This is a genomic window from Streptomyces sp. NPDC056231, assembly GCF_048270745.1.
Classification (GTDB): domain Bacteria; phylum Actinomycetota; class Actinomycetes; order Streptomycetales; family Streptomycetaceae; genus Streptomyces.
This window is the reverse complement of the sequence record NZ_JBLVKW010000049.1, coordinates 33,984-59,095: the sequence shown is the minus strand read 5'-3', so window position 1 is coordinate 59,095 and position 25,112 is coordinate 33,984. Positions and strand designations below refer to the sequence as shown.

Below are 25,112 nucleotides of genomic sequence, written 5' to 3'. Positions count from 1 at the left end.
CCCTTGTGGGGACGGCAACCGCCCGCCCGCGGCCTTCACCTGCCCTTCGAACTAGCGCATGCGAGGTGAAGGACCCGCATGTCCAACTGCTACTTGACGACGCCCATGACCGCGAGGTCGAGACGGCCCATGGATTCGTTGTAGAAGACGTTGGTCAGCCGCGGGTTGCGGTAGACGAGCGCCTTGTCGAAGTTGATCGGGAGATAAAGGGCCTTCTCCATGATCGCCTTGTTGATCTGGGTGTAGAACGGCGCGGCGGCGTCCGGCGACGCTGCGGAGGCGGCCTGGTCGAAGAGACCGTTGACCGTCTTGTCGTTCAGCATCGTGTAGTTGTTGTTGCCGTTCTTCAGGATGAAGGAGCCGTCAACCAGCGGCTGCAGGAAGCCTGCACCCGAGTTGTAGTCGGCGCCCCAGCCCATCACGATGATGCCGTAGCCCTTCTTCTTCACGTTGTCGGGAGCACCGATCACGGAAGCAGAGTTCTTGCCGTCGTACTGGTCGATGGCGGCGTCGATACCGACGGCCTTCAGCGAAGCCTGCAGCGACTCGGCGGTGGCCACCTCGGGCTTGCGGTTGTTGCGGACCGCGATGGTGGTCTTGAAGCCGTCCGGCTTGCCACAGGCCTTCAGGGCCGCCCTGGCCTTGTCGACCTGCGGCTTGCCCTGGGTCAGGCCCCACGGGTCGTAGGCCTTGTCCGAGCCCGGGATGCCCGGGGGCAGCATGTTGGCGCCGAGGTCACCGCTGGTCGGGCCACCACGGGCGGTCTGCAGCGACTTCGGGTCGGCGGCGTAGATGACCGCCTTGCGGCACTCGATGTTGTCGAACGGCGCGACCGTCTGCGGGAACGCGAAGTACCGGATGTAGCCGGTGAACGGGTCGTCGGAGTTGGCCTTGTACTTGGCGTTCTGCAGAATCTTGATCTTGGCGGCCTGCTGGACACCGGTGCCGTCGACCGCGTAGTCGATGTCGCCCGAGAGCAGACGCGCGTCCATGTCGTCCGGGTTCGAGGTCACGGTGAAGGTGACCTTGTCCGGCAGACCCTTGCGGATCGGGTCGGTCTTCGGGTCCCAGTTGGTGTTCCGGACGAAGACCGTCTCCTTGCCGGCGACGAAGGACTGGACCTTGTACGGGCCCGTCGCGACCGGGTGGTTCGTGTACTTCGCGCCGTCGTCCTTGGCCATCGGCACAGGCGAGGAGTCGGCCATGGCCATCAGGTACGAGAAGTCCGAGTTCGCCTCCTTCAGGTTGAAGACGATCGTCCGCTCGTCCGGCGTCTGGACCGACTTCAGACCCAGCTTCTTGGGGTCCTTGTCCTTGTAGGGGCCGGGGTACTTCTGGCCCTGGTCGAGGAGGTCGATCAGGTAGGTCGGACCACCGGAGAGGACGTCCTGCGCGAAGACGCGCTCGATGCCGTACTTGATGTCCACCGAGGTGATCGGCGTGCCGTCCTCGAACTTGACGCCGTCCTTCAGCTTGAAGGTGTACGTCTTGCCGCCGTTGCTCACCGTCGGCAGCGACTCGGCGAGGTCGGGGACCAGCTTGGTGCCGGCCTCACCGGGCTTCGAGTCGTACGCGAGCAGCTGGCGGATGTACAACCGCTGCATGTTCCAGACGAAGCCGTAGTAGGCACGGGCCGGGTCCAGGAAGTCGACGTCCTGAGGGGACATCAGCTTCAGCGTGCCGCCCTTCTTGTCGGACGCGTTGATGACCTTGCCCTGGGTGGCCGCGTCGTAACCGGCACCCTTGTTCGAGGAGGACTTGTTGTCGCTGCCCCCTCCGCCACAAGCGGTTGCGGTCAGCGCAACCGCGGCCGCGAGGGCCGTGAGGGCAACTGCCTTCCGTGAGCGATTCACTGTCTAGCAACCTCCGTGATGTGGTGTGGCCCGTGGGTACGCACTTCGCGCCCGACGGTCGATCGAGTGCCAACCGGCTCGCGCCGGAGACCTTTTGCTTCGGCTCAGCTGCCCTTCGGGTCGAGCGCGTCACGCAGCCCGTCGCCGAAGAGGTTGAACGCCAGAACGGTGATGAAGATCGCGAGTCCGGGGACCACCATGTATGTCGGGTCCGCCTGGTAGGTGTTGATCGCGTCGGAGAGCATCTTGCCCCACGAGGCGGTCGGCGGCTTCACACCCGCACCGAGGTAGCTGAGCGCTGCCTCGCTGAGGATGTTGGTCGGGATGATCAGTGTCGAGTAGACGAGGATCGGCGCGACCAGGTTGGGCAGCAGCTCCTTGAAGAGGATGTAGCCCCGTCCGGCGCCCAGGCTGCGTGCCGCCTCGACGTACTCCCGCTCACGCAGGGACATCGTCTGTCCCCGGACGATACGGCCGATGTACGGCCAGCCGAAGAAGCCGATCACCACGATCAGCACTCCCATCCTGACGCCCGAACCGGTGAGCCCCCACAGGGAATTGGGCACAACGGAGACGAGAGCGATGGTGAACAGCAGCTGCGGGAAGGCGAGCAGCAGGTCCATCAGCCGGCTGATGAGTGCGTCGATCCAGCCGCCGAAGAAGCCGGCCACCGAGCCGAGGACGCTGCCGATGATCACGGAGACCATCGCGGCGAGGAAGGCCACCAGGAGCGAGATGCGCGCGCCGTAGACGATGCGGCTGAACACATCGCGGCCGTTGGTGGGTTCGACACCCAGCAGATAGTCCGAACTCATCCCGCCGAAGGAGCCGGTGGGGATGCCGAGGTCCGGGTCGAGCAGATCCTCGTGGAATTCGTTCGGCGGGTGGCCGAGGAGATTCACGATCAGTGGTGCGAACACCGCGATCAGGATCAGCAGGAGCACGACCACACCGCCGGCGAGCGCCACCTTGTCGCGCTTCAGCCGTGTCCAGGCGATACGTCCTGGCGAACGGCCTTCAATGCTCTTGGCCGGGACATCGGCCGTGACATCGGCGGTCGCTGTCTCGGCCGCGCTGTCGTGCAGTGGTGCCGTCATCGTTGTGGGGACCCCTCTCGGCTCGACCGACTGTGGCCGGCCCGCGCCCGCCGCTGTAGCGGCTTGTTCACATCACAGGTGCAAGTCGCACGTTTGGTGCCGGTGGTACGGAAGTTGCAGGTGGTGCGAGTGGAGCAGTTCAACTGGTCCAACCAGAAGCTGACGGCCGCACAGGGCGCCGAGCGCTTCTTGTTCCGGGGAGTCTTCAACGCGTCGCAGATCACCCGCCAGCCCTGATGGGGAATGGATGCGCAACCGTGATGTGACCAGGTACCTTCCGTTATCCGGACGCCGTGATCGTCCCAGCGAACCAAGTCGGCACTCTTCGCCCAGATCGGGCAGGTGCCCCAACGGGGTTCATCCCGACGCCAATTGGCAGGCGCCCGAGCGGTCAGCCGTGGACCGGGGGGTAGCCGTAACCAACGGCGGGAGCGGGCGCGACGTGCGCCTCGCGGTCGTAGAACGGGCGGGAGTTGGCACGGAGCCACATCGCGACCGGGTCGTACTCGTCGGACATCGCGACGGTGGAAACGGGCAGCCCGTCCGGGACCGCGCCGATCGACTGCTGCATCATCGCGCGCACCGCGTCGACGGAGGTCTGGCCCGTGTCGTAGAGATCGAGACCGATGGCGAGGTACGGCACCCCGAGCGCGGGCTGCACCCAGGCCCGGCGCAGGGAGCGGATCGCGGGGGTGTGATGGGCGTTCCGCGAGAGAAGGGCGTAGAACTGCGGGATCTCGATGACCGGCTCCGTGAGCCGAAGCGGTCCCGCGGGCATCCGGTCGAGGCCGGTGGCGATACGACGCAGATCCAGCCACGGGATGCCGACGCCGCCACCGGGGGCGTGCGGGTTGAGCCAGATGCCCCAGCGGTCCGGGAAGAGAGCGCGGGCGATGTCGAGTCCGGTGACCACTTCATGGTCCCGGTTCCAGCCGCTGGCCGAGAGTTCCTGGGCAGAGGTCACACAGGGCGCGTAGCCCAGCCCGTCCACCTCGATGTTCCCGTACTGGGCGTCGGGCGAGCCCGCCCGGCCGTGCCAGAGCAGCATCCAGATCCGGTCGCCGGCGAGCGCCCGGAGCAGTGCCTCGTACGCGTCATAGCGCCCGGGCGTCACTTGGCGCAGCATGTGCTCGACCTGCCCGGCCGCCGCGGTGCCTGACGCACTCACCCTGGGTCCCGCCCCTCTTCGATCCACTGTGTCGGCCTGCCGCTCCCGGGGCACACGGGTGCGGCTAGTGGCCGAGGCACTAGCCATCAAACCAGCTTATGCGGCGCCCCTGACACCGACTTGACGCCACAGGCCGACGGTGTCGCGCCCGCAATCCCCGGAGTCGGGGACTCCGCGCCCAGTGCCCCTCCCGGCAGGCTCAGCCCCGTCGCGCCGCCCGACACGGCCGCTCGCTGTGCGTCGGCCACATGCCCTGGCAGCTCCTTCCCCGAGCTCCCGGCTCCGTTCGAGCAGGGGAGACCCCACCCCAGGACCTCCGGCCGCCTCGCGATCGCACGCACCGCACGCCGCCCGGCCCGCCCTACGGGCGGACGACGCTCCTTTCGAAACACGCCCTGGCTAGTGCCCCTCGCGCTGATAGAACGGCCGGATCCTGGCCCGCATCCAGTCGGCGACCGGGTCCTGCGCCACATCGAGCAGGACCAGATTGACCGGCCAGGGCACCTCGACACGGCCCAGTGCGCGGCCCAGGGCGTCCATCGGGGCGTTGCGCCCCGCGCCGTCCCAGGTGGAGAACTCGACGCCTATGAAGAGGACGGGATCGCCGCCCTCGATGCTGGCCAGCGTCCGGCGGGCGGTGCGCACGACGCCGCTCTCCTCGAATTCCCCGGCCGCGGCCGCGAGGAAGTCGACGGGCTCCTCCTGCCAGTCCGGCTCGTACAGCCGGACCCGCCCGCCGGTGGCCGGCCCGTCCAGCAAGGTGCGTCCGGCGCGGCAGAGCTCGGCGACGGCGGGCGGCGGCAGCGGCATGCCGACGGCGCCGCCCGGGTTGACCGCGATGCCGAGCTGCGGGGGCAGCCCGCGGGCGAATTCGACGGCGGGCGCCACGGTGAAGGACATACGGGTGCCGACGCACTGCAGGAACTGATGTTCGGAGCTGAAGACGGGGACGTACGGAGCGCCCTCGATCTCCACCGTCGGCAGATCGAGCGACGGGGCATCGGGGCCCCCGCCGTTGGGAAGCGGCACCCAGACCTGACTGCGGCCGAGCACTTCGACGAGCCGGCCGCCCGCCTCCGGGCTGCCGAGCGAGGCAACCAGCACCTCTTCGAGCTCATTGGCCGGCCATCCGCTCTGCGGATGGTTCTGGACCGGTGCCGGAATGTCCACTGCGCTGCTTCCCCTTCTCACCCGAGCCTTGCCGCAGAACAGTAACTCCGGCGCGCGCCTCCGCGCTGACGGACGACCGGGTACCGGCGCCTCTCCTGCGCGGATCATGCCGGGCGCGCGGGGCCTGATCCGAGAAGAAGGACCCTCAGGGCTGTCCCGTCATCCCCTGGGCGTCGGTGAACGTGATCCGCGCCAGCATCCCGGCCGCCTCCCGGTCCAGCAGCACCGCCGAGGAGCAACCGGGCGGCAGGTCGCCCGCCTCGGTGTCCCGCAGCAGCCGGCCGACGGCCCTGCGGTGCCGGGCGAAGGCGTATCCGGAGACTCCGCGCCCACGCTCGCGCTGGCCCTCCCTGGCCTCCTGAGGGGTGACGTCGAGCAGTACAAGATGCAGCGTGCGGCCGCGGCGCCGTGCCTGCCGGGCCAGCCAGCCCCGCACCCATGCCTGGGTCCCGCAGTCGTGGACGACGACGGACTCACCGGAGCACAGCGCCCGCCACAGCCCCCAGTAATGGGCGACGCGGACCAGCGGGCGGTAGAGGGCGTACGGGAGTAAGCGGGGCACCCGCCGCGCCCAGCGGTCCCGGGTGTCCTGGGAGTCGATGGCCCTTACGGCCACCGCCCGCCGGATCAGTGTCGACTTTCCGCCTCCGGGCAGCCCGGAGACCACCACCACATCGCCTGCCGCGAAATGGAGCCCGCACGGGCTGCGCCCGGCGCGCTCACGCAGGTCCCGCACGACGGGCGCATGCGTGCCCGGCAATTCCCGGGCGCGTGCTCCCGGCTGCGCGGGCATCGCGCCGTGCGCGACCCTCGCGGTCGTCGCGTACCGCTGCAACGTCATCGCCCTCCCCCTGTCGGGTCACCCACGTATGCCCAAGAAGTGTAAAGAAAAGGTAATGCGAGACAACCGTCCCACTACTTGTTCCGCGCATGGGGTACCGACGCCCCACTCTTCCGGAATGCGTGCGATGATGACCCGGCCAACTGCATAAAGGCCGCTTGAATCCGCGCGGGAGAGCTCCGGCCACAGTGTGTGCCGGGCGCCGAAGGAGCAAGATCCTCCCTTGAATCTCTCAGGCCCCGTACCGCGTGGATGAGGCAGATCTGAAAAGCGAGTCGCCCCGCGGCTCCACCCAAGGTGCAAGCCGAACCCCCAGGGGCCTCTCGGCGAACCTCTCAGGTTCCGATGACAGATGGGGAGGGGATCGTCCTCGTCGTCATGCCCTGGGAGCCACACCTATGAGCAACGCCCCCCGTCTCACCGCCCTCGACGCCCTGCATCGCTCGCTGGGCGCGACCATGACCGACTTCGCCGGCTGGGACATGCCGCTGCGCTACGCCAGTGAGCGCGACGAGCACAACGCGGTGCGCACGAAGGCGGGTCTCTTCGACCTGTCGCACATGGGCGAGATCACCGTCACCGGCCCGCAGGCCGCGGAATTCCTGAACTTCGCACTGGTCGGCAACATCGGCACCGTGGCCGTCGGCCGCGCCCGCTACACGATGATCTGCGCCGAGGACGGCGGCATCCTGGACGACCTGATCGTCTACCGGCTGGGCGAGACCGAGTACATGGTCGTCGCCAACGCCGGGAACGCCCAGATCGTGCTGGACGCGCTGACCGCCCGCGCCGACGGGTTCGACACCGAGGTGCGCGACGACCGCGACGCGTACGCGCTGCTCGCCGTCCAGGGCCCCGAGTCCCCCGCCATCCTGGCCTCGGTCACCGACGCCGACCTGGACGGTCTGAAGTACTACGCGGGCCTGCCCGGCACCGTCGCCGGTGTGCCCGCGCTGATCGCCCGTACCGGCTACACCGGCGAGGACGGCTTCGAACTGTTCGTCGCCCCCGAGCACGCAGAGCAGCTCTGGCAGGCCCTCACGGCGGCAGGCGCCTCCCGTGGCCTGATCCCGTGCGGTCTGTCCTGCCGCGACACGCTGCGCCTGGAGGCGGGCATGCCGCTGTACGGGCACGAGCTGACCACCGAGCTGACCCCGTTCGACGCCGGCCTCGGCCGGGTCGTGAAGTTCGAGAAGGAGGGCGACTTCGTCGGCCGCAAGGCCCTGGAGGCCGCCGCCGAGCGCGCCGAGACCGCCCCGCCGCGCAAGCTCGTCGGTCTGATCGCCGAGGGCCGCCGGGTGCCGCGCGCCGGCTACCCCGTCGTCGCCGAGGGCCAGGTCATCGGCGAGGTCACCTCCGGCGCCCCGTCGCCGACGCTCGGCAAGCCGATCGCCATCGCGTACGTGGACGCCGCGCACGCCGCGCCCGGGACCGCGGGCGTCGGAGTGGACATCCGTGGCAGCCACGAACCGTACGAGGTCGTCGCCCTGCCGTTCTACAAGCGCCAGAAGTGACGCATTCGCGTCTCACACCGTAAGACCGTCGTTCATCAGCACTCCCCCGCGTACAGGAGAATTCAGGTCATGAGCAACCCCCAGCAGCTGCGTTACAGCAAGGAGCACGAGTGGCTGTCGGCCCTCGAGGACGGTGTGGCCACGGTCGGCATCACCGAGTTCGCGGCCAACGCGCTCGGTGACGTCGTCTACGCCCAGCTCCCGGAGGTCGGTGACACGGTGACCGCGGGCGAGACCTGCGGCGAGCTCGAGTCGACCAAGTCCGTCAGTGACCTTTACTCGCCGGTGACCGGCGAGGTCACCGCCTCCAACCAGGACGTCGTGGACGACCCGTCGCTGGTGAACTCCGCTCCCTTCGAGGGCGGCTGGCTGTTCAAGGTACGCGTCGCGGAGGAGCCGAAGGACCTGCTCTCCGCCGACGAGTACACCGAGTTCTCCGGCAACTAAAGACTCCAAGGGACCACCTGATGTCGCTTCTCAACTCCTCCCTCCACGAGCTGGACCCGGACGTCGCCGCCGCCGTCGACGCCGAGCTCCACCGTCAGCAGTCCACCCTCGAAATGATCGCCTCGGAGAACTTCGCTCCGGTCGCGGTGATGGAGGCCCAGGGCTCCGTCCTCACCAACAAGTACGCCGAGGGCTACCCGGGCCGCCGCTACTACGGCGGCTGCGAGCACGTCGACGTGGTCGAGCAGATCGCCATCGACCGGATCAAGGCGCTGTTCGGCGCCGAGGCCGCCAACGTCCAGCCCCACTCGGGTGCGCAGGCCAACGCCGCCGCGATGTTCGCGCTGCTGAAGCCGGGCGACACGATCATGGGTCTGAACCTGGCCCACGGCGGTCACCTGACCCACGGCATGAAGATCAACTTCTCCGGCAAGCTCTACAACGTGGTCCCGTACCACGTCGACGACACCGGCATCGTGGACATGGCCGAGGTCGAGCGCCTGGCCAAGGAGTCCAAGCCGAAGCTCATCGTCGCCGGCTGGTCCGCCTACCCCCGTCAGCTGGACTTCGCCGCCTTCCGCCGCATCGCGGACGAGGTCGGCGCGTATCTGATGGTCGACATGGCGCACTTCGCGGGCCTGGTGGCCGCGGGTCTGCACCCGAACCCGGTGCCGCACGCCCACGTCGTCACGACCACCACGCACAAGACCCTCGGCGGTCCGCGCGGTGGCGTCATCCTGTCGACGCAGGAGCTCGCCAAGAAGATCAACTCTGCCGTCTTCCCCGGTCAGCAGGGTGGTCCCCTGGAGCACGTGATCGCGGCCAAGGCGGTCTCGTTCAAGGTCGCGGCGACCGAGGAGTTCAAGGAGCGCCAGCAGCGCACCCTGGACGGCGCCCGCATCCTCGCCGAGCGTCTGGTGCAGCCGGATGTCACCGAGGTCGGTGTCTCCGTCCTCTCCGGCGGTACGGACGTGCACCTGGTCCTCGTCGACCTGCGCAACTCGGAGCTGGACGGCCAGCAGGCCGAGGACCGGCTCCACGAGCTCGGCATCACGGTCAACCGGAACGCCATCCCGAACGACCCGCGGCCGCCGATGGTCACCTCGGGTCTGCGGATCGGCACTCCGGCCCTGGCCACCCGTGGCTTCCAGGCCGAGGACTTCACCGAGGTCGCCGAGATCATCGCGTCGGCGCTCAAGCCCTCGTACGACGCCGACGACCTCAAGGCCCGCGTGATCGCGCTGGCCGAGAAGTTCCCGCTGTACCCCGGTCTGAAGTAGTCCGGGTCACTTTTCGCACGTTTAGGGCGGGGCACCACGCACACTGGACAGTGAGCGCGGTGCCCCCACCCTTGTCCCGCCGCTCTTCGGACCGACCGGTCCGTACCGCACCGCCCGGCAGACAACGGCGTCTACCAACCCCTTAGGAGTCACACCGTGGCCATCTCGGTCTTCGACCTGTTCTCGATCGGCATCGGCCCGTCCAGCTCCCATACGGTCGGCCCGATGCGCGCGGCCCGCATGTTCGCGCGCCGCCTGAAGAACGAGGGCCTGCTCGCCCACACCGTTTCCATACGCGCCGAGCTGTTCGGCTCGCTCGGCGCCACCGGCCACGGCCACGGCACGCCCAAGGCCGTCCTGCTCGGCCTCGAGGGCGAATCCCCCCGTACCGTCGACGTGGAGTCCGCCGACGACCGGGTGGAAGCGATCCGCTCCTCGGGCCGGATCAACCTGCTGGGCATGCACGAGATCGACTTCGACGCCGACGAGCAACTGGTCCTGCACCGCCGCAAGGCGCTCCCTTACCACGCCAACGGCATGACGATCTTCGCGTTCGACCGCGACGGCGCCCCGCTGCTGGAGAAGACCTACTACTCCGTCGGCGGCGGCTTCGTCGTCGACGAGGACGCCGTGGGCGAGGACCGGATCGTCCTAGACGACACCGTCCTGAAGTACCCCTTCCGCACCGGCGACGAACTGCTGCGGCTCTCCCGCGACACCGGCCTGTCGATCTCCTCCCTCATGCTGGAGAACGAGCGGGCCTGGCGGACGGAGGAGGAGATCCGCTCCGGTCTGCTGGACATCTGGCGGGTCATGCAGGCATGCGTATCGCGCGGCATGGCCCGCGAAGGCATCCTTCCCGGTGGCCTGAAGGTCCGCCGCCGTGCCGCGAACACCGCACGCCAGCTGCGCGCCGAGGGCGACCCGCAGGCCCACGCGATGGAGTGGATCACCCTCTACGCAATGGCGGTCAACGAGGAGAACGCCGCGGGCGGCCGCGTCGTCACCGCCCCGACCAACGGCGCAGCCGGCATCATCCCGGCCGTGCTGCACTACTACATGAACTTCGCCGCGGGTGGCGCCACCGAGGCCGAGAAGGAGGACGGCGTCGTCCGCTTCCTCCTCGCGGCCGGTGCCATCGGCATGCTGTTCAAGGAGAACGCCTCGATCTCCGGCGCCGAGGTCGGCTGCCAGGGCGAGGTCGGTTCCGCCTGCTCGATGGCCGCGGGAGCGCTCGCCGAGGTCCTCGGCGGCTCCGCCGAACAGGTGGAGAACGCCGCCGAGATCGGCATGGAGCACAACCTGGGCCTGACCTGCGACCCGGTCGGCGGTCTTGTCCAGATCCCCTGCATCGAGCGCAACGGCATGGCGGCGGTCAAGGCGGTCACGGCGGCGAAGATGGCGCTGCGGGGCGACGGCAACCACAAGGTCTCTCTCGACAAGGTCATCAAGACCATGAAGGAGACGGGCGCGGACATGAGCGTGAAGTACAAGGAGACTGCGCGCGGCGGGCTCGCGGTGAACATCATCGAGTGCTAGGGAAATAGGCCCTGACCAGCGCGTTCGTGTCTTGCAGCGCGGTCAGGGCCTGCACTCCCCGGAATGTCCCCGGATCGGCGATGCTTCCAGGGTGGGTGCGCAGGGCCTCTCCTCGGAGCCGCTTCCTGTCTCCTCGTGCCGGCTGTCGGCCGCGAGGACGATCGAGGGGTGGCTCTCGCGGGGGACCGTGATCGTGCGTGCGGCTGACGCACTGTCATCGAGGTTCGGCGATGTTGGGGTCATGCCGATCACACGTCTCGCCCTTCCGCTCGGCGACACCGAGCGCCCCGTCCCCGACTGGACCCTCCGGCTCGCCAAGGCCCTCCCGTTCATCGTGCTGCCGCACTGCCTGTGGCGGCTTCCGTTCGCCGTCGGCTTCCAGATGGGCACGATCGATCCGAACCGCCCGCCCATGCCCTGGTGGGCGCCGGTCTACGTCGTCGGGCTCAGTGTGCTCACCGAAGCGCTGTGTCTGCTGACCACTGGACTGGTGGCCGGCTGGGGCGAGGTGTTCCCGCGCTGGATCCCGTTCGTCGGCGGCCGTCGGGTGCCCCCGCTCGCCGTCGCGATCCCGGCGGTCCTGGGCGGCCTGGCCCTGGTGGCGATGTTCGACCTCTACCCGCTCGCCTGGGCGGGCATCTTGCCCGAGGTCGGGTACAGCAACGGATGGTGGATGGCTCTGTCCCGGGTGTGCATCAGCCCGGCGATGTTGTGGGGGCCGATCGTGCTGGCCCTGGCCTGGGCCTACTACCGGCGCCGCCGACCGGCAGCATGATTCGCCGTGACACAGCGCCGTGATGGCCCGGCTCCCGGCAGAAGGGTGGGCTGGGCAGGGGGAACGGGGGTTCTGGGGCCGAATGGGTGACCTTTGGCAGCTGTGCTCGTTGGGCTGGGTGATAAGTGTCCGGCCTTGCGGGAGGGGGCGGTGTGGTGGGTGGTGTGCGGGAGCCGGCGGCACCCTTCGTGGTGCCGGGGCCTTGCGGGGTGGCGATCCGGGACCGTCCGGGGCACCTGACTCCCCGGGACGAGGAAGTCCTCCGCCGGGTCGGTGAGCATCAGGGCCGTCTGGCTTCGCGTGACCTCAGGGCTTGCTGTGCGGATGGGGTGGAGCACAGCAATCGATCGCCCGCCGCCTGCATCGGTTCGTGAATTCAGCTCATCCCCATTCCCTGTTCGTGACGTTCAGACGAGGGGCACCATGAACAAAATTGCGCTTCCAGAGTTCCATATGCCGTTCGAGAGCACGGGTTGCAATCCAGGAATCCAGAAGACCAAACAGGCCGCCTGGGAGTGGGCGGACAAAAACGAACTGGTCCTGTCACCGGTCGCTCAGAAGAAAATGGTCCGGACGCGCCCCGAGCTCTGGATATCACTCATATTCCCAGCCGCTTCACAGGAACACCTCGACCTCTTCTGCCAATGGCTGTTCTGGGCATTCCTGGTCGACGACGAGTTCGACGACGGGCCCGCCGGACGCGATCCGCACCTGTGCGAGGAGGCGATCGCACGGCTGGTGGACGTGCTCGACGGCACCGGCGCTCCGAACGGCCCCATGGAGCACGCGCTCGACGGCCTCAGGCTGCGGACCTGCGAGGGGCGGTCGCCGCACTGGGTCCGGCAGTTCCGCCGGGACACGGTCGCCTGGCTGTGGACGTACTACGCGGAGGCCGTCGACCGGGCCACTGGGCATGTGCCGAGCATGGCCGACTTCGTGAAGCACCGCCGCGATTCGGTGGCCATGCAGCCGTTCCTCGATCTGCATGAGATCACTGCCGGAATAGATCTCCCGGAATCCGCCCGATCCCTTCCCGCGTATATCGCGCTGCGTAATTCGGTGACCGATCACTCGGGGCTCTGCAACGACATCTGCTCGTTCGAGAAGGAAGTTGTCCTTGGATACGAGCACAATATGGTCAGGCTCATTCAACGAGACCGCTGCTGCTCGGTCCAGGAGGCCGTCAATGAGGCCGGGACATGGCTGGCGGGGATTGCCGACCGGGTGCATCGGTCGGAGAAGGAACTCGTCGAGGAGATAGCGGCGGCTCATATCGACGGCCCTGCGCGGGCCGCGCTGGAGCGCTGTATCCACGACTACCGGGGGCTCGTCCGCGGGGACTTCGACTACCACGCACGGGCGGAGCGGTACACCCGCCCCGACCTGATGGAAATCGACGAGCAGCCCGCCCTGTCCCGGAACTTCGCCGCCTGACGGCACGGGCCCGACTGCCTGGATCCAGCCGCTCGGGCACCGTTCAACCGAAGCAGTCGTCCGGGGGCGTCGACCCGTCACCGGCAGCCCTCAGCAACAGGGCACGCAATAAGGGCTGTCCCGGCCGGTGGTCCGGCGGACCCCGGCCGGGCAGGGCCGGGGGCCCTCCGGCGATCAGCCCTTGTGCTGGGCGGCCCAGAACTCGTCGAAGGTGAGGAGACCGTCACCGTTCGTGTCGTGGGAGTTGATGACGGCCTGGGCCACCGGCTCGGTGACATAGGGGTCACCCAGCTGAGCCATCACGCTCTTGTACTCGGCGGCCGAAATCAGACCGTCGCCGTTGAGGTCGTACCGCTCGAACGCCCTGCGCGCCGACTCGATGTCCGCCACTGTTCAGCCCCTTCGTCATACCTAACTGATAGGGGTCAGATTAACGGGCGCGAGGGAAACCGATTGCGGCGGCCGGTCGTCGATCATGGGTGGGGTGTCCGCGGACGGCGGACCGGGAACCCGGAAGGGGAACACTTCATGACCGACGCACTGGCACGGATCCTGACGGCTGCCGCAGAGGGGCGGTTCCCGCCGCCGGACGGGTCCACGACCGTGGTGGCACAGCCGAACACACGGGACGCCGGGGTACTGGCGTTCACGGCGCACTCGGTGGTGTTCACCGACGAGGATCCGGACTGGGTGCGGGCCACACTGGCCGGCACCCCGGGCGATGCGCTCGCCGCGACGATGAATCCGCACTTCCTGAGCGCGCTGCAGGCCCGTACCGGACGCCACGTGAACACCATCGATCTGCTGACGGTCGCGGGCGCGCTGCCGGGCGAGCCGGAGATCGGGCTCCACGAGATCGAGGACCCGGAACACCCGCGGGTGGCGCGCGCGATGAAGTTCCGTGACGAGGTCCGGGTCTGGGCCGCCGACGGCGGGGTGCTGATCCTCGGCCGTGGGGTCGCCGGGCGCTGGGAGACGGCGATCGAGGTGGCGGAGGAAGCCCGCGGCCGCCGGCTCGGGGAGCGCCTGGCGCGGGCGGCCCGGCACCTGGTGCCGGACGAGGTGGTGTGGGCGCAGCAGTCTCCGGGGAACGCCCGCAGTGTGCGGACGTTCCAGGCGGCGGGCTACCGGCCGGTGGGCTCGGAGGCGCTGCTGGTCGCGGGCTGAGTCACGGAGTCCGCGGCGGGTCAGCGGAAGACGCCGGTGTGGCCGAGCGAGTAGCGGCCCGGCTGCGGATAGACGGCGAGGCCGTGCGGTCCGCTGCCCACCGGGATCCGGGCGAGCTGCTTTCCGGTGGACGTGTCGATCGCGTACACCTCGGAGTTGTAACGCCCCGACAGCCAGAGGACCTTGCCGTCCGGCGAGACGCCGCCCATGTCCGGGCTGCCGCCGTTCGGCAGGCGCCACTTCTTCGTCAGCTTGTTCCGTCCGAAGTCGAAGATGGAGATGGTTCCTTCGCCGCGGTTGGAGATGTACATCACCTTGGAGTCCCGGCTGACGTACAGCCCGTGGGCCCCCTTGCCGGTGGGGAGCAGCTTCGGGGTGGTGAACTTCTTCCCGTCCAGCACCCACATGCCGTTCGCGATCATGTCCGCGATGTAGAACGTGCTGCCGTCCGGCGACAGCTTCACGTCCTGTGGCATGGCGCCCCTGAACGGCAGCTTCTGCTGGCCGACGACCTTCATCTCCGCCGTGTCGACCTTGAGGAGTTCGCCGGAGAACTCGCAGGAGACGATGAAGTACCGGCCGTCCATGGAGAAGTCGGCGTGATTGACGCCTGCGCAGTCGACCGGCACGGTCTTGGCCGTCTTCATGGTGTGGGCGTCACGGAAGACCAGCTCACGGTCCATCGAGGCCATCACGATGGCGTACTTGCCGTCCGGTGTGAAGTACAGGTTGTACGGGTCGGAGACGGGAACCGTCTTGCCGGGCTTCCCGGTGGCCGGGTCGATGGGCGTGAGACTGTTGCCGAGGTCGTTGTTGACCCAGAGCGTCTTCAGGTCCCAGGACGGGACGACGTGCTGCGGCTGGCGTCCGACCGGGATGGTCTTGATGACCTTGTACGTCTTCGGGTCGATCACCGACACCGTGTTCGAGTTGGTGTTGGGTACGTAGATCCGGGCCGGGAAGCCCTTGACGGCCGGCGACATCTTTCCGGGCCGGTCGGCCGCGTACACGTCCTTGGGATCGAGCACCGGCGGCATCCCGGCGAGTCCGGGCGACGTGACGCGTCCGGGGGCGGCTTGCTCCGGGGTGGCGTTCCCCTGGTCCGGCCGGGCTGTGGCGGCCTCGGTCGTCCCCTTCTCGGCGGGGGTGCCACAGCCCGTGAGGGCGGCGATGAGGATGCCGCCGAGCAGGGCCGCGGTGCGCGTGGTGGTGAGCATCAGGTCAGCAGCTCCGTGGTCGTCACCGCGCGCAGTCCGCGGCGGTCGATTTCGGCGAGGAGGACGGGCAGTGCGGCGACCGTGTCCGCGTAGCCGAAATGCAGGCTCACCACCGATCCGTTGCGGATCTCCCCGGCGACCTTGCGGGTGACGGCCGCGGCGCCGGGAGAGGTGAAGTCGAGGGAGTCCACGTCGTACGAGAGGACGTGCGGGTAGCCCGCGCGTTGGGCGAGGCGCTGGACGAGCGGGGTGGCGTACTGGGTGCGCGAGGGCCGGAACCAGGTGCCGATGGAACCGGTGAGCCGGCGCAGCCGTTGGGCGCAGCCGGTGATCTCCGCGTATGCCTGGGCCTCGCCCATCGCAGAGATGTCGGCATGGTGCTGGGTGTGGTTGCCGAGGTCATGGCCGCCGTCGAGGATCCGGCGGGCCATGTCGGAGTGCTCGTCGAGCCAGCTCCCGACGGCGAGGACGGTGATCCGGGCGTGGGCCCGTTCCGCCTCGGCGAGCACGGCCCGGGCGATGGCGGGGTCGCCCTGGCCGTGGAAGGTGAGGGCGACGCGGGCGCGGTGTCGAGGTCCGTGGTCGATCTGGACCGGCTGCCCGGGGAAGCGGTGCGGGGCGGGTGCGGGGCGCGGGGCCGGGGGCTTCGCACCGCCGGAGGTCGTCGCGGCGGTGCCGGCCGGGGTCTTCGCCGAGGTGGTGACGGCGCCGCGTTCGTCCGTACATCCCGCCGCAAGGACGCCGGCCAGGGCTGCGCCCGCGCGCAGTGTGCTGCGGCGGTGCACCGGCGTCTCGGAGGCTTTCATGGGCAGAACAGTAGGTGCGAATTGCCGGAAAGGTTGCAATCACCCGCCTTCACACCCCTTCCCAGGACGCGAAGGAAGTGACGCCAATGGCTCAACTAATCGATGATTCACCCGCCGAACCACATAATCATTCATGCATTGCCAGGCCAGTGACCCATCACACCTGCGATTCGACGCCGAAGTGTCACGATCTGGCAAGATTTATCCGATTAGCCCCTTTGGACCCCGGGTCGCCCATCTGCCATAGTCGGTTCCACGACCCCCATTGACCCGGGCCAGGTCGTCTCCAGCGGCCGTGAACACACCCCCCATTTCACGGCCCCACGCAGAAGCCCCCGCAGCGCCGCACCACGGCCGACCGGGGGCTTCTGTGCGTCGCGCCGGGTGCCATCACGGAGGACGCAGGGGCGGGAGCCGGATCGGCTCAGCGGTCGGAGATCCGCATCTCGAACCAGGTGGTCTTGCCGCGCGGCAGCAGATCCACTCCCCAGCGGTCGGAGAGCTTGTCGACGAGAAAAAGCCCGCGGCCGCTGATGTCCATCTCCTGAACCGGCATGAGGCACGGCAGCCCGCGCGAGGGGTCGCGCACCTCGATCCGGATCCAGCCGCGGCGGCGCAGCATCCGCAGCCCGAAAACGCGCGCGCCTGTGTGCCGGACCGCGTTGCCGACGAGTTCCGAGACGAGCAGAACGGCATGCTCGGCGGTCTGCGGGGACAGCGCCCACTGGCGCAGCACCACGCAGGAGGTGAGCCGCCGGGCGGTGGCCGCGGACTCCGGCCGGGAGGGCAGCCGGACCTCGTCCTCCGCCGGGTTTCCGAACAACTCCAGCGCCTTGAACGCCTGTTCGTCCTCGCCGGTCGGCATCCAGTGTGCCGCAGTCGCGCCGCCGTGCTGCCGCGGCTGTTCCACACCCTCCAGGCCCGCCATGCCCACCATCATGGCCGCACTGCGGGCGATCCGGGGCCGTTCCGAGGGAATCCCTACCCCGGATCACCGCATTCCGTAGTGGTCGGCTGGCATACGCCAGCGGCAGAACATGGCGCTCGATACTACCGCTGGCCTGCGCGTATGCCCCGTCCGAGCGAGGTCGCCCCGGTCACTGGAGCACTGAGCCTCAGTTCCCCAGGAGGAGCTCAGCCAATCCGCCCACACGGATGAATCCGCGGCAGTCTGTACCCAACTAGCTTTCGGTCAGAGGAACTTGGCCTTCCCCGGACCCTCCTCGACAAAGCTGCGCATACCGCGCTCACGGTCCTCGGTGGCGAACAGGCCGGCGAACCAGTTCCGCTCGATCGTGAGACCGGTGTCGATGTCCGTCTCCAGCCCGGCGTCGACCGACTCCTTCGCCGCGCGCAGCGCGAGAGCCGGCCCCTTGGCCAGCCGGGCCGCCCAGGCGTATGCCTGCTCGTACACCTCGGCCGCGGGCACCACACGGTCCACCAGGCCGATCGCCAGGGCCTCTTCGGCCTTCACGTGCCGGCCGGTGAAGATCAGGTCCTTGGCCTTGGACGGGCCGACCAGTCGGGCCAGCCGCTGGGTGCCGCCCGCGCCGGGAATCAGGCCGAGCAGGATCTCGGGCTGGCCCAGCTTGGCGTTGTCGGCGGCGATCCGGAAGTCGGCGCAGAGCGCCAGCTCGCAGCCGCCACCGAGCGCATAACCGGTGACGGCGGCGACGACCGGCTTGGGGATGCGGGCCACCGCGGTGAAGGAGTCCTGCAACGCCTTGGACCGTACGACCATCGCCGTGTGGTCCATCGCCTGCATCTCCTTGATGTCCGCGCCCGCCGCGAACACCTTCTCACCGCCGTAGAGGACGACGGCGCGCACATCGTCGCGCCGGGTCGCCTCCTCGGCGAGTTCACGCAGCCGGTCCTGGGTGGCGACGTCCAGGGCGTTCATGGGCGGACGGTCCAGCCGGATCGTGCCGACGCCGTCGCTTGCTTCGAGGGTTACGGTCATGAGAGGCAGGTTAACCGTCACTAACGACGGCGGGCCCGGTGCTGTTGGTCACAGCACCGGGCCCGCCGCACTGTCGTGTTCCGCGAACTACTTGGTCCACTCCGCCCAGGTCATGTTCCAGCCGTTGAGGCCGTTGTCCGGCTGGATAGTCTTGTCGCGGGAGTTCTTCACGATCACGACGTCGCCGATGAGCGAGTTGTCGAAGAACCAGGCAGCCGGGGTCTTCTTGCTCCAGGCGCCGCGCACGTCCTGCAGACCGACGCAGCCGTGGCTGGTGTTGGTCGATCCGAAAACGTTGGGCCCGCCCCAGTAGTTGCCGTGGATGAAGGTGCCCGACGTGGACAGACGCATCGCGTGCGGCACGTCCTTGATGTCGTACTCGCCGCCGAAGCCGACGGTGTCGCCGTTCATCCGGGTCACCTTGAGCTTCTCGCTGATGACCATCTGACCGTTGTACGTGGTGGTCGCAGGGGCGCCCGCGGAGATCGGGATGTTCTTGATCTGCTTGCCGTCACGGACGACCTTCATCCGGTGCGTGCTCGCGTCGACATGGCTGACCTGGCTGCGGCCGACGGTGAACGAGACCGTCTTGGCCTGCTTGCCGTAGACCCCCGGGCGTCCCTCGACGCCGTCGAGGTTGAGCTTCACGGTCACCTTGGTGCCCGCGGCCCAGTACTTCTCCGGGCGGAAGTCCAGGCGGTCGTTGCCGAACCAGTGGCCCTCGATCTGTACCGCCGGCTCCGCCGTCACCTTGATGGCCTTCTCGACCGCTTCGGGGGCGGTGATGCCGCGGGTGAAGTGGATCGAGACCGGCATGCCGACGCCGACCGTGGAACCGTCCTCCGGCGTGTACTGCCCGATGAAGGTGTTCTTCGGGACCAGCGTGGTGAACGTGGTGTCCTTGGCCGACTCGCGGCCCTTGGCGTCCTTGGCGATCGCGTGGACCGCGTACTTCGTCGCCGCGGCCAGGTGCTGCTCGGGCTCCCAGCTCGCGCCGTCCGCCGCGATCTTGCCCTCGACCTCGACGCCCTTGGGGTCCGCGACCTTGACCGTGGTCAGCTTGCCCTGCTCGGCGGAGATCTTCAGCGCCCCGCTGGTGGCGACCGAGTCGGCACCGTCCTTGGGCGTGACGGTCACCACCGCCTGCGAGGCGGTCGTGTCCGCGCTCCCGCCCCCGCTGCTCTTCCCGCCCTTGTCACCGGCGTCGGTGTCTCCCCCGCCGCACGCCGTCACCAGCAACAGCAGCGCACCCAGTACCAGAGCCAGCAGTCCGGCGGCCCCCCGGCCACGCCGTCCGTCGTCCGCCCCGACCGATGTCCCCGATGTCGGCTGCCCGTTCAATGTGGTCGTCTCCCCTCGCACGGCCTGGGCCCGCCATGGCCCTGGGAGCCTGCAGGCTCCTGCCCCCGCACGCTGCACATGCGCGCTAGCGAAAGATAATCACACGGACCTTTGAGGGATCCCCCCGTGGATGTCACCGTTCAGTCCCAAGTTGTCCCAGGAAACGCTCAGGTGACGCCTGGTAGGAATGAGAGGGTGCCCGGCCGGCGTGTCCCCGTCGCCGCCCATGCCCTTGTCAGCGCGCTGACCGTGCGCGCCCCTGCCTTCTTCGCATGGTGGTTAACGTCCCCCGACAACCAGGGCCGTCCGGGGGAGACGTGAGTGCGGGCCCCGCCGTGGGAAGAACTGAGGGGAGGACCACATTCGGGGAGCCGCGGCCGGGACGCCGCGCGCGCCTCTTCGGCGCCGGGTCCGATGAGCCGCGGGAGGCTGAGAGGTGTCGAGCGCAGCTGAGCAGGAGGCCGTGCGGGAGCCGGTCGGGAAGGTTCTGGAACGGACGCCGGAGGAGGCAGGGGCCGAGGCAGGGACCGGCTCGGTGGACAAGCGGCTGCTCGACGGCGGGCAGCGGCCGCCGGCCGTGTGGCCCGGTGCGCCGATGCCGCTCGGAGCCCGTTTCCGGGTGGGCCCGGACGGGGCGGCGGGCACCAACTTCGCGCTCTGGGCAGGCGGCGCCGAGGCCGTCGAGCTCTGCCTCTTCGACGAGGAGGGAAGCGAGACGCGCCTTCCGCTGACCGAGCTGACCCATGAGATCTGGCACGGTTTCGTGCCGGGCGTACGGCCGGGTCAGCGGTACGGCTACCGGGTGCACGGCCGCTGGGACCCGTGGACGGGTGCCCGCTGGAACCCGGCGAAACTGCTGCTGGATCCGTACGCACGTGCGGTGGACGGCTCGTTCACCCTGCCGGCCGAGGTCTACGGCCATGTGAGGGACTGGCCGCAGCAACAGGTCGCCGACACCGTCCGGGACGAACGGGACTCCGCTCCGTACGTACCGAAGGGTGTCGTCGTCCACGATGACGACGACTGGGCGGAGGACCGGCGCCCCAAGACGCCGTGGGCCGACTCCGTCATCTACGAACTGCATGTGCGTGGCTTCACCAAACGGCACCCGGAGATCCCGGAGGAGCTCCGGGGCACGTACGCCGGACTCGCCCACCCAGCGGCCGTCGGCCATCTGACCCGGCTCGGCGTGACGGCGGTGGAACTGCTGCCGGTGCATCAGTTCGCCCACGAGGACCACCTGCTGCGGCGCGGACTGCACAACTACTGGGGATACAACTCCATCGGGTACTTCGCCCCGCACGCGGACTACTCGGCGAGCGGTACGGGCGGTCAGCAGGTCGGCGAGTTCAAGCGGATGGTGCGGGCGCTGCACGACGCCGGGATCGAGGTCATCCTCGACGTGGTCTACAACCACACCGCGGAGGCGAGTGAGCTGGGTCCGATGCTGTCACTGCGCGGCATCGACAACCGCGGCTACTACCGGCTCCAGTCCGACGCCCGGAGATACACCGACTACACCGGCTGCGGAAACACCCTGCATGTGGTGCAGCCGCATGTGCTGCGGCTGATCACGGACTCGCTGCGGTACTGGGTCACCGAGATGGGCGTCGACGGCTTCCGCTTCGATCTGGCGGCGGCTCTGGCCCGCTCGATGCACGACGTCGACATGCTGTCCCCGTTCCTCGCGGTGATCGCCCAGGACCCGGTGCTGCGCCGGGTGAAGCTCATCGCGGAGCCATGGGACGTCGGCAACGGCGGCTACCAGGTCGGCGCCTTCCCACCGCTGTGGACGGAGTGGAACGACCGCTACCGCGATGCCGTACGGGACTTCTGGCGCGGCGCCCTGCCCGATGTGCGGGATCTCGGCTACCGGCTGACCGGATCCAGCGATCTGTACGCGTGGGGCGGCCGCCGCCCGTACGCATCGGTCAACTTCATCACCGCGCACGACGGCTTCACGCTGCGCGATCTGGTCAGTTACGAGCAGAAACACAACGAGGCGAACGGCGAGGGAAACCGGGACGGCACATCGGACAACCGGGCCTGGAACTGCGGCACCGAGGGCGAGACCGACGACCCCGGGATCAACGCGCTGCGCCGCCGCCAGCTGCGCAATCTGCTCACCACCCTGCTGCTGTCGACCGGGGTGCCGATGCTGGTCGCGGGCGACGAGATGGGCCGGACGCAGGGCGGCAACAACAACGCGTACTGCCAGGACAACGAGACCGGCTGGCTGGACTGGTCGCTGCTCGACCAGCCGGAGTGGCGGGAACTGACCGAGCTGACGGCGCGGTTGCTCACACTGCGCCACACCCATCCGGTGCTGCGCCGCCGCGCCTTCTTCTCCGGCCGGCCGCAGGCCGCGGACGGGCTGCGGGACCTCGCGTGGTTCACCCGGCAGGGGACGGAGATGACGGAGGAGGACTGGTACGCACCGGCCGCGACCGTAGGGCTCTATCTCTCCGGGCGTGACATCCCGGGCCGGGACGCGCGCGGCGAGCAGGTCACGGACGACAGTTTCCTGGCGATCCTGCACGCCGCCGACCGTCCGAGCAGCTTCCGGCTTCCCGGTCCGCCGTGGGCGCGGGCGTACGAACTGGTGCTGGACACCTCGCTGGAGGACCAGTCCACCGCTCCGGGAACCGTGCACCGCGGCTCCGAGCTGCTGGCGGTGCCGGCGAGGGCGGTGGTGCTGCTGCGCGTCAGGGAGTGATGCGGAACAGGGCGGACGGCCGGGGTCAGCCGAGGATGCCGCGCTCGTAGGCGGTCGCGACGGCCGCGGCACGGTCCTTGGCGCCCAGTTTCGCGAAGATGTGTGTGAGATGGGTCTTCACCGTTGCCTCGCTGATGAACAGTTCGGCGGCGATCTCCCGGTTCGAGGTGCCCTTGGCGACCAGTTCGAGCACCTCGCGCTCGCGTGCGGACAGCGCCTCGTGGCCCACCGCGCCGGGGGCACGTACTCGCGAGACGAGCCGGGAGGCGACCGCGGGCGACAGCACGGTACGTCCGTCGGCGGCGGCGCGAACGGCGTTGAACAACTCGTCGCGGGGCGCGTCCTTGAGCAGATAGCCGGTTGCGCCCGCCTCGATCGCGGGCAGCGTGTCGGAGTCGGTGTCATACGTGGTGAGGACGAGCACCTTGGAACGGGCGCCGCGCGCGGTCAGTTCGGCGATCGCGGCGACTCCGCCGCCGCCCGGCATCCGCAGATCCATCAGGACGACATCGGGGTCGAGCCGGGCCACGAGGCCGACGCCCTCCACCCCGTTCGACGCCTCCCCGAGGACCCGGAAGCCGGGGGCCGAATCGAACATGCCGCGCAGACCGTCCCGTACGACGGGGTGGTCGTCGACGACGACGAGCGTGATGACACGTGCGGAATCCTCAGCCATGGCAGGCCAACCGTACTGGTCATCGGGGGTGCTGAACCAGTGGCACCCGGGCGCAGACCGCCGTGCCGCGGCCCGGCTCCGTCTCCACCTCGACGGTGCCCGCGATGCGTTCGGCGCGGGCCCGCATGCCGCGGAGCCCGAAACCGCCCGCGCCGCTGTGCGGCGGCAGGGCGGCCGGGTCGAAGCCGCAGCCGTCGTCCCGCACGTCCAGGGTCAGTTCGTCGCCCATGAAGGACAGGGTGAGGCCGACCCGTGCGGCCCTGGCATGGCGGCCGGTGTTGGCGAGGGCTTCCTCGGCGATACGGAGCAAGGTGGCGGCTATCTCGTCATGGACCGGCTCGACGGTACCGGTGACAGTGAACTCGGCCCGGACCCCGTGGCGTTCGGCCCAGCCGGTGACCGTCTTCTTCAGCGCGCCCGGAAGGTCGTCGTGCTCCAGTGCGGCGGGAACCAGATCGTGCACCGAGCGACGCGCCTCGCCCAGGCTGTGCCGGGCCAGTGCGGCGGCACGGTCGAGGTGCTGCCTGGCCAGAGCGGGATCGGTGTCGGCGACCGAGGTCACCACCTGGAGCTGGGCGATGATGCCGGTCAGGCCCTGGGCGAGCGTGTCGTGGATCTCGGCGGCGAGCCGGCGCCGCTCGTCGGCGACACCCGCCTCGCGTGCCTGGACGAGAAGTTGGGCGTGCAGGCCCGCGTTCTCCGCGAGGGCCTGTTCGAGACGGGCGTTGGCGGACTCCAGCTCGGTGATGGTGTCGACCTGGTTGCGGGCGTGCTCGGCCTCCCGGTCGCCGATCTGGGCGAACACCATCGTGAGAGTCCCGTGCAGGGCAAGGAGGATGCCGAAGGCGATCCAGTTCATGAGAGTGTCCGGCGGGAGGCCACTGCCGGACTGCGAGCCCGCCATGATGACGGCGGTGGCGAGCAGTCCGGCCCGGAAGGCCCGATCCGGGAGCAGCCGGCCCGCGTCGAAGTAGCCGAGCACTGCGAACATCGAGAAGAACGGGTTGCACCAGGTCAGGGCGAAGGCGAGCAACGTGCGGGCGACGAAGTAGAACTGCGCCGCCCGCGACTTCGGGGGAACACCCGGCCGCACCCGCCCCCACCAGAGCTGGAGGACGAGCGCCACAGGAACCAGTACCGCGACGGCGTACCCGTCCGCGCGGGACATGATGAGGTCGGCGGCCACGGCCGAGACCGCGGTGCCCAGGCCGAGCAGACCGTACGGCCCGTACCGGAAGAACCGGTCCCCCAACTGCGCGGCCGTCGTCGGTCCGTTTGTGGTCGCCTCAGCCATGTCCCCCGCGTTCATGAGTGAAGTCTCCCCCGGAACTGGTCACTCCCATCGGAACAGACGGGTCGCGAGCAGGGTCGCCATGGCCGCCCACAGCGCCATGACGCCCAGCTGTACCCAGCCCGGCCAGCCGCCGGAAGCCGCCCGGTCCAGTGCCTGGGAGGCCGCGCCGAACGGGGTGACCTCTACGATGCGCCGGAGGGTGTCGGGCATGGTCTGCACCGGGATCCAGACCCCGGCGGTGAACATCATCACGAAGTTGGCGATCGTGCTGATGGCGGAGGATGCCTTGGCGGTGCGGGAGAGCGCGCACACCAGCGCGCCGAGGCTGAGGACGCTCGCGGTCGCCAGGAGCAGCGCCAGGACGTAGCCGAAGGGCTGTCCGGGCAGTCTCACGCCGAAGACGGCGCGGCCGACGGTCATCACCAGCGCGGCGGAGCCGAGGGCCGCGGCGCCGTGCAGGGCGATCTGCGCGGTGAGCAGGGCGGACGGCGGCACCGGAGTAGTCGACATCCGGCGCAGGATCCCGCGCTCGCGGTAGCCGGTGAGGACGGTCGGCATGGCCCCGATCCCGGCCATGATCATGGCGAGCAGCACCGACACCGGTACGTACAGATCGATGACGCGGCGGCCGCCGAGCGCGTCGTCGGGGTCCCGGAAGGACGGGATCAGGCCGAGGATCGTCAGCAGCGCGGTCGGGAAGACGAGGATCCAGAACAGGCTTCCGGGCTCGCGGAGGAAGAGCCGTGTCTCGGTCCTGAGTACCGCTGCCCATGGGGTGGTCGCGGTCTGTGTCCTGGCCGGGCTCGCCGTGGTCATC

The 25,112-nt window shown here is 69.1% G+C and carries 22 protein-coding genes and 1 riboswitch; of the genes, 8 read left to right on the top strand and 14 right to left on the bottom strand.

Translation table 11 applies throughout. The features are described 5' to 3' along the window. Window positions 1–89: 89 nt before the first annotated feature. The 5 genes from ACNPQM_RS29765 to ACNPQM_RS29745 form a co-directional block, all read right to left on the bottom strand. Entirely contained in the window at window positions 90–1,853 is a 1,764-nt protein-coding gene (locus tag ACNPQM_RS29765; RefSeq protein WP_418086385.1) for an ABC transporter substrate-binding protein, read from the bottom strand. Between the two features lie 104 nt (window positions 1,854–1,957). Further along, the gene (locus ACNPQM_RS29760; protein WP_418086384.1) at window positions 1,958–2,950 is read right to left on the bottom strand and encodes an ABC transporter permease; all 993 of its coding nucleotides are present in this window, start codon (window positions 2,948–2,950) and stop codon (window positions 1,958–1,960) included. Between the two features lie 391 nt (window positions 2,951–3,341). Continuing rightward, window positions 3,342–4,118, bottom strand: a complete 777-nt coding sequence (locus ACNPQM_RS29755) for an enhanced serine sensitivity protein SseB C-terminal domain-containing protein (RefSeq protein WP_418086383.1) — start codon at window positions 4,116–4,118, stop codon at window positions 3,342–3,344. A gap of 399 nt (window positions 4,119–4,517) precedes the next feature. Beyond that, on the bottom strand, window positions 4,518–5,288 hold the full coding sequence (locus ACNPQM_RS29750) for an enhanced serine sensitivity protein SseB (RefSeq protein WP_418086382.1): 771 nt from the start codon (window positions 5,286–5,288) through the stop codon (window positions 4,518–4,520). Between the two features lie 145 nt (window positions 5,289–5,433). Next, entirely contained in the window at window positions 5,434–6,129 is a 696-nt protein-coding gene (locus ACNPQM_RS29745) for an AAA family ATPase (RefSeq protein WP_418086381.1), read from the bottom strand. 159 nt (window positions 6,130–6,288) lie between these two features. Next, a riboswitch (glycine riboswitch) is annotated at window positions 6,289–6,386 on the top strand. A gap of 141 nt (window positions 6,387–6,527) precedes the next feature. Here ACNPQM_RS29745 and gcvT point away from each other — a divergent pair. The 6 genes from gcvT to ACNPQM_RS29715 all read left to right on the top strand — a co-directional run bounded on the left by gcvT (window position 6,528) and on the right by ACNPQM_RS29715 (window position 13,118). Then, window positions 6,528–7,643 (top strand): glycine cleavage system aminomethyltransferase GcvT, encoded by a 1,116-nt coding sequence (gene gcvT / locus ACNPQM_RS29740; RefSeq protein ID WP_418086380.1) that lies wholly within the window; start codon window positions 6,528–6,530, stop codon window positions 7,641–7,643. 69 nt (window positions 7,644–7,712) lie between these two features. Beyond that, complete coding sequence (gene gcvH, locus ACNPQM_RS29735) at window positions 7,713–8,090, top strand: glycine cleavage system protein GcvH (RefSeq protein ID WP_037690095.1); 378 nt, start codon at window positions 7,713–7,715, stop codon at window positions 8,088–8,090. 20 nt (window positions 8,091–8,110) lie between these two features. Beyond that, on the top strand, window positions 8,111–9,370 hold the full coding sequence (glyA, locus tag ACNPQM_RS29730; protein ID WP_358857491.1) for a serine hydroxymethyltransferase: 1,260 nt from the start codon (window positions 8,111–8,113) through the stop codon (window positions 9,368–9,370). A 156-nt stretch (window positions 9,371–9,526) separates the two neighbouring features. Next, complete coding sequence (locus tag ACNPQM_RS29725) at window positions 9,527–10,909, top strand: L-serine ammonia-lyase (RefSeq protein ID WP_358857490.1); 1,383 nt, start codon at window positions 9,527–9,529, stop codon at window positions 10,907–10,909. A 241-nt stretch (window positions 10,910–11,150) separates the two neighbouring features. Further along, window positions 11,151–11,684: a hypothetical protein gene (locus ACNPQM_RS29720; RefSeq protein ID WP_418086379.1), complete on the top strand. Its 534-nt coding sequence runs from the start codon at window positions 11,151–11,153 to the stop codon at window positions 11,682–11,684. A gap of 423 nt (window positions 11,685–12,107) precedes the next feature. Further along, window positions 12,108–13,118, top strand: a complete 1,011-nt coding sequence (locus ACNPQM_RS29715) for a terpene synthase family protein (protein WP_358857488.1) — start codon at window positions 12,108–12,110, stop codon at window positions 13,116–13,118. 174 nt (window positions 13,119–13,292) lie between these two features. On the opposite strand, the gene ACNPQM_RS29710 is transcribed toward ACNPQM_RS29715, so the two are convergent. Beyond that, window positions 13,293–13,508, bottom strand: coding sequence for an EF-hand domain-containing protein (locus tag ACNPQM_RS29710; protein ID WP_358857487.1), 216 nt, complete (start codon window positions 13,506–13,508; stop codon window positions 13,293–13,295). Window positions 13,509–13,646: 138 nt separating this feature from the next. Here ACNPQM_RS29710 and ACNPQM_RS29705 point away from each other — a divergent pair, with 138 nt between their 5' ends. Then, entirely contained in the window at window positions 13,647–14,285 is a 639-nt protein-coding gene (locus ACNPQM_RS29705; protein ID WP_418086378.1) for a GNAT family N-acetyltransferase, read from the top strand. A gap of 20 nt (window positions 14,286–14,305) precedes the next feature. On the opposite strand, the gene ACNPQM_RS29700 is transcribed toward ACNPQM_RS29705, so the two are convergent. The 5 genes from ACNPQM_RS29700 to ACNPQM_RS29680 all read right to left on the bottom strand — a co-directional run bounded on the left by ACNPQM_RS29700 (window position 14,306) and on the right by ACNPQM_RS29680 (window position 19,609). Then, window positions 14,306–15,502: a beta-propeller fold lactonase family protein gene (locus ACNPQM_RS29700; protein ID WP_418086377.1), complete on the bottom strand. Its 1,197-nt coding sequence runs from the start codon at window positions 15,500–15,502 to the stop codon at window positions 14,306–14,308. Next, window positions 15,502–16,308: a polysaccharide deacetylase family protein gene (locus tag ACNPQM_RS29695; protein WP_418086376.1), complete on the bottom strand. Its 807-nt coding sequence runs from the start codon at window positions 16,306–16,308 to the stop codon at window positions 15,502–15,504. Before ACNPQM_RS29695 ends, ACNPQM_RS29700 begins: the two co-directional genes overlap by 1 nt. Window positions 16,309–16,732: 424 nt before the next feature. After that, window positions 16,733–17,248, bottom strand: coding sequence for an ATP-binding protein (locus ACNPQM_RS29690; protein WP_418086375.1), 516 nt, complete (start codon window positions 17,246–17,248; stop codon window positions 16,733–16,735). A gap of 252 nt (window positions 17,249–17,500) precedes the next feature. Further along, window positions 17,501–18,268 carry an enoyl-CoA hydratase/isomerase family protein gene (locus ACNPQM_RS29685; RefSeq protein WP_366133366.1) on the bottom strand — a complete coding sequence of 256 codons (768 nt, stop codon included), beginning with the start codon at window positions 18,266–18,268 and terminating at the stop codon, window positions 17,501–17,503. Window positions 18,269–18,355: 87 nt separating this feature from the next. Then, complete coding sequence (locus ACNPQM_RS29680) at window positions 18,356–19,609, bottom strand: L,D-transpeptidase (protein WP_418086374.1); 1,254 nt, start codon at window positions 19,607–19,609, stop codon at window positions 18,356–18,358. Window positions 19,610–20,045: 436 nt separating this feature from the next. Between ACNPQM_RS29680 and glgX the strand changes: the two genes are divergently transcribed. Then, window positions 20,046–22,325, top strand: coding sequence for a glycogen debranching protein GlgX (gene glgX / locus ACNPQM_RS29675; RefSeq protein WP_418086373.1), 2,280 nt, complete (start codon window positions 20,046–20,048; stop codon window positions 22,323–22,325). A gap of 25 nt (window positions 22,326–22,350) precedes the next feature. Here glgX and ACNPQM_RS29670 read toward each other — a convergent pair whose 3' ends face one another. The 3 genes from ACNPQM_RS29670 to ACNPQM_RS29660 are packed head-to-tail and all read right to left on the bottom strand — an operon-like array spanning window position 22,351 to window position 25,111. After that, a complete protein-coding gene (locus ACNPQM_RS29670) occupies window positions 22,351–23,001 on the bottom strand; it encodes a response regulator transcription factor (RefSeq protein WP_358857479.1) in 651 nt (216 codons plus the stop codon). Window positions 23,002–23,020: 19 nt separating this feature from the next. After that, complete coding sequence (locus ACNPQM_RS29665) at window positions 23,021–24,310, bottom strand: sensor histidine kinase (protein WP_418086372.1); 1,290 nt, start codon at window positions 24,308–24,310, stop codon at window positions 23,021–23,023. A 24-nt stretch (window positions 24,311–24,334) separates the two neighbouring features. Beyond that, window positions 24,335–25,111, bottom strand: a complete 777-nt coding sequence (locus tag ACNPQM_RS29660) for an ABC transporter permease (protein ID WP_418086371.1) — start codon at window positions 25,109–25,111, stop codon at window positions 24,335–24,337. Window position 25,112: the final 1 nt, after the last annotated feature.

Excerpts from the sequence above, each read along its gene's own strand:
- ACNPQM_RS29760 (WP_418086384.1), bottom strand. The coding sequence starts at position 2,950 with ATGACGGCACCACTGCACGACAGCGCGGCCGAGACAGCGACCGCCGAT.
- ACNPQM_RS29745 (WP_418086381.1), bottom strand. The coding sequence starts at position 6,129 with ATGACGTTGCAGCGGTACGCGACGACCGCGAGGGTCGCGCACGGCGCG.
- gcvT (WP_418086380.1), top strand. The coding sequence starts at position 6,528 with ATGAGCAACGCCCCCCGTCTCACCGCCCTCGACGCCCTGCATCGCTCG.
- gcvH (WP_037690095.1), top strand. The coding sequence starts at position 7,713 with ATGAGCAACCCCCAGCAGCTGCGTTACAGCAAGGAGCACGAGTGGCTG.
- glyA (WP_358857491.1), top strand. The coding sequence starts at position 8,111 with ATGTCGCTTCTCAACTCCTCCCTCCACGAGCTGGACCCGGACGTCGCC.
- ACNPQM_RS29720 (WP_418086379.1), top strand. The coding sequence starts at position 11,151 with ATGCCGATCACACGTCTCGCCCTTCCGCTCGGCGACACCGAGCGCCCC.
- ACNPQM_RS29715 (WP_358857488.1), top strand. The coding sequence starts at position 12,108 with ATGAACAAAATTGCGCTTCCAGAGTTCCATATGCCGTTCGAGAGCACG.
- ACNPQM_RS29705 (WP_418086378.1), top strand. The coding sequence starts at position 13,647 with ATGACCGACGCACTGGCACGGATCCTGACGGCTGCCGCAGAGGGGCGG.
- ACNPQM_RS29700 (WP_418086377.1), bottom strand. The coding sequence starts at position 15,502 with ATGCTCACCACCACGCGCACCGCGGCCCTGCTCGGCGGCATCCTCATC.
- ACNPQM_RS29695 (WP_418086376.1), bottom strand. The coding sequence starts at position 16,308 with ATGAAAGCCTCCGAGACGCCGGTGCACCGCCGCAGCACACTGCGCGCG.
- ACNPQM_RS29690 (WP_418086375.1), bottom strand. The coding sequence starts at position 17,248 with ATGATGGTGGGCATGGCGGGCCTGGAGGGTGTGGAACAGCCGCGGCAG.
- ACNPQM_RS29685 (WP_366133366.1), bottom strand. The coding sequence starts at position 18,268 with ATGACCGTAACCCTCGAAGCAAGCGACGGCGTCGGCACGATCCGGCTG.
- ACNPQM_RS29670 (WP_358857479.1), bottom strand. The coding sequence starts at position 23,001 with ATGGCTGAGGATTCCGCACGTGTCATCACGCTCGTCGTCGTCGACGAC.
- ACNPQM_RS29665 (WP_418086372.1), bottom strand. The coding sequence starts at position 24,310 with ATGAACGCGGGGGACATGGCTGAGGCGACCACAAACGGACCGACGACG.
- ACNPQM_RS29660 (WP_418086371.1), bottom strand. The coding sequence starts at position 25,111 with ATGACCACGGCGAGCCCGGCCAGGACACAGACCGCGACCACCCCATGG.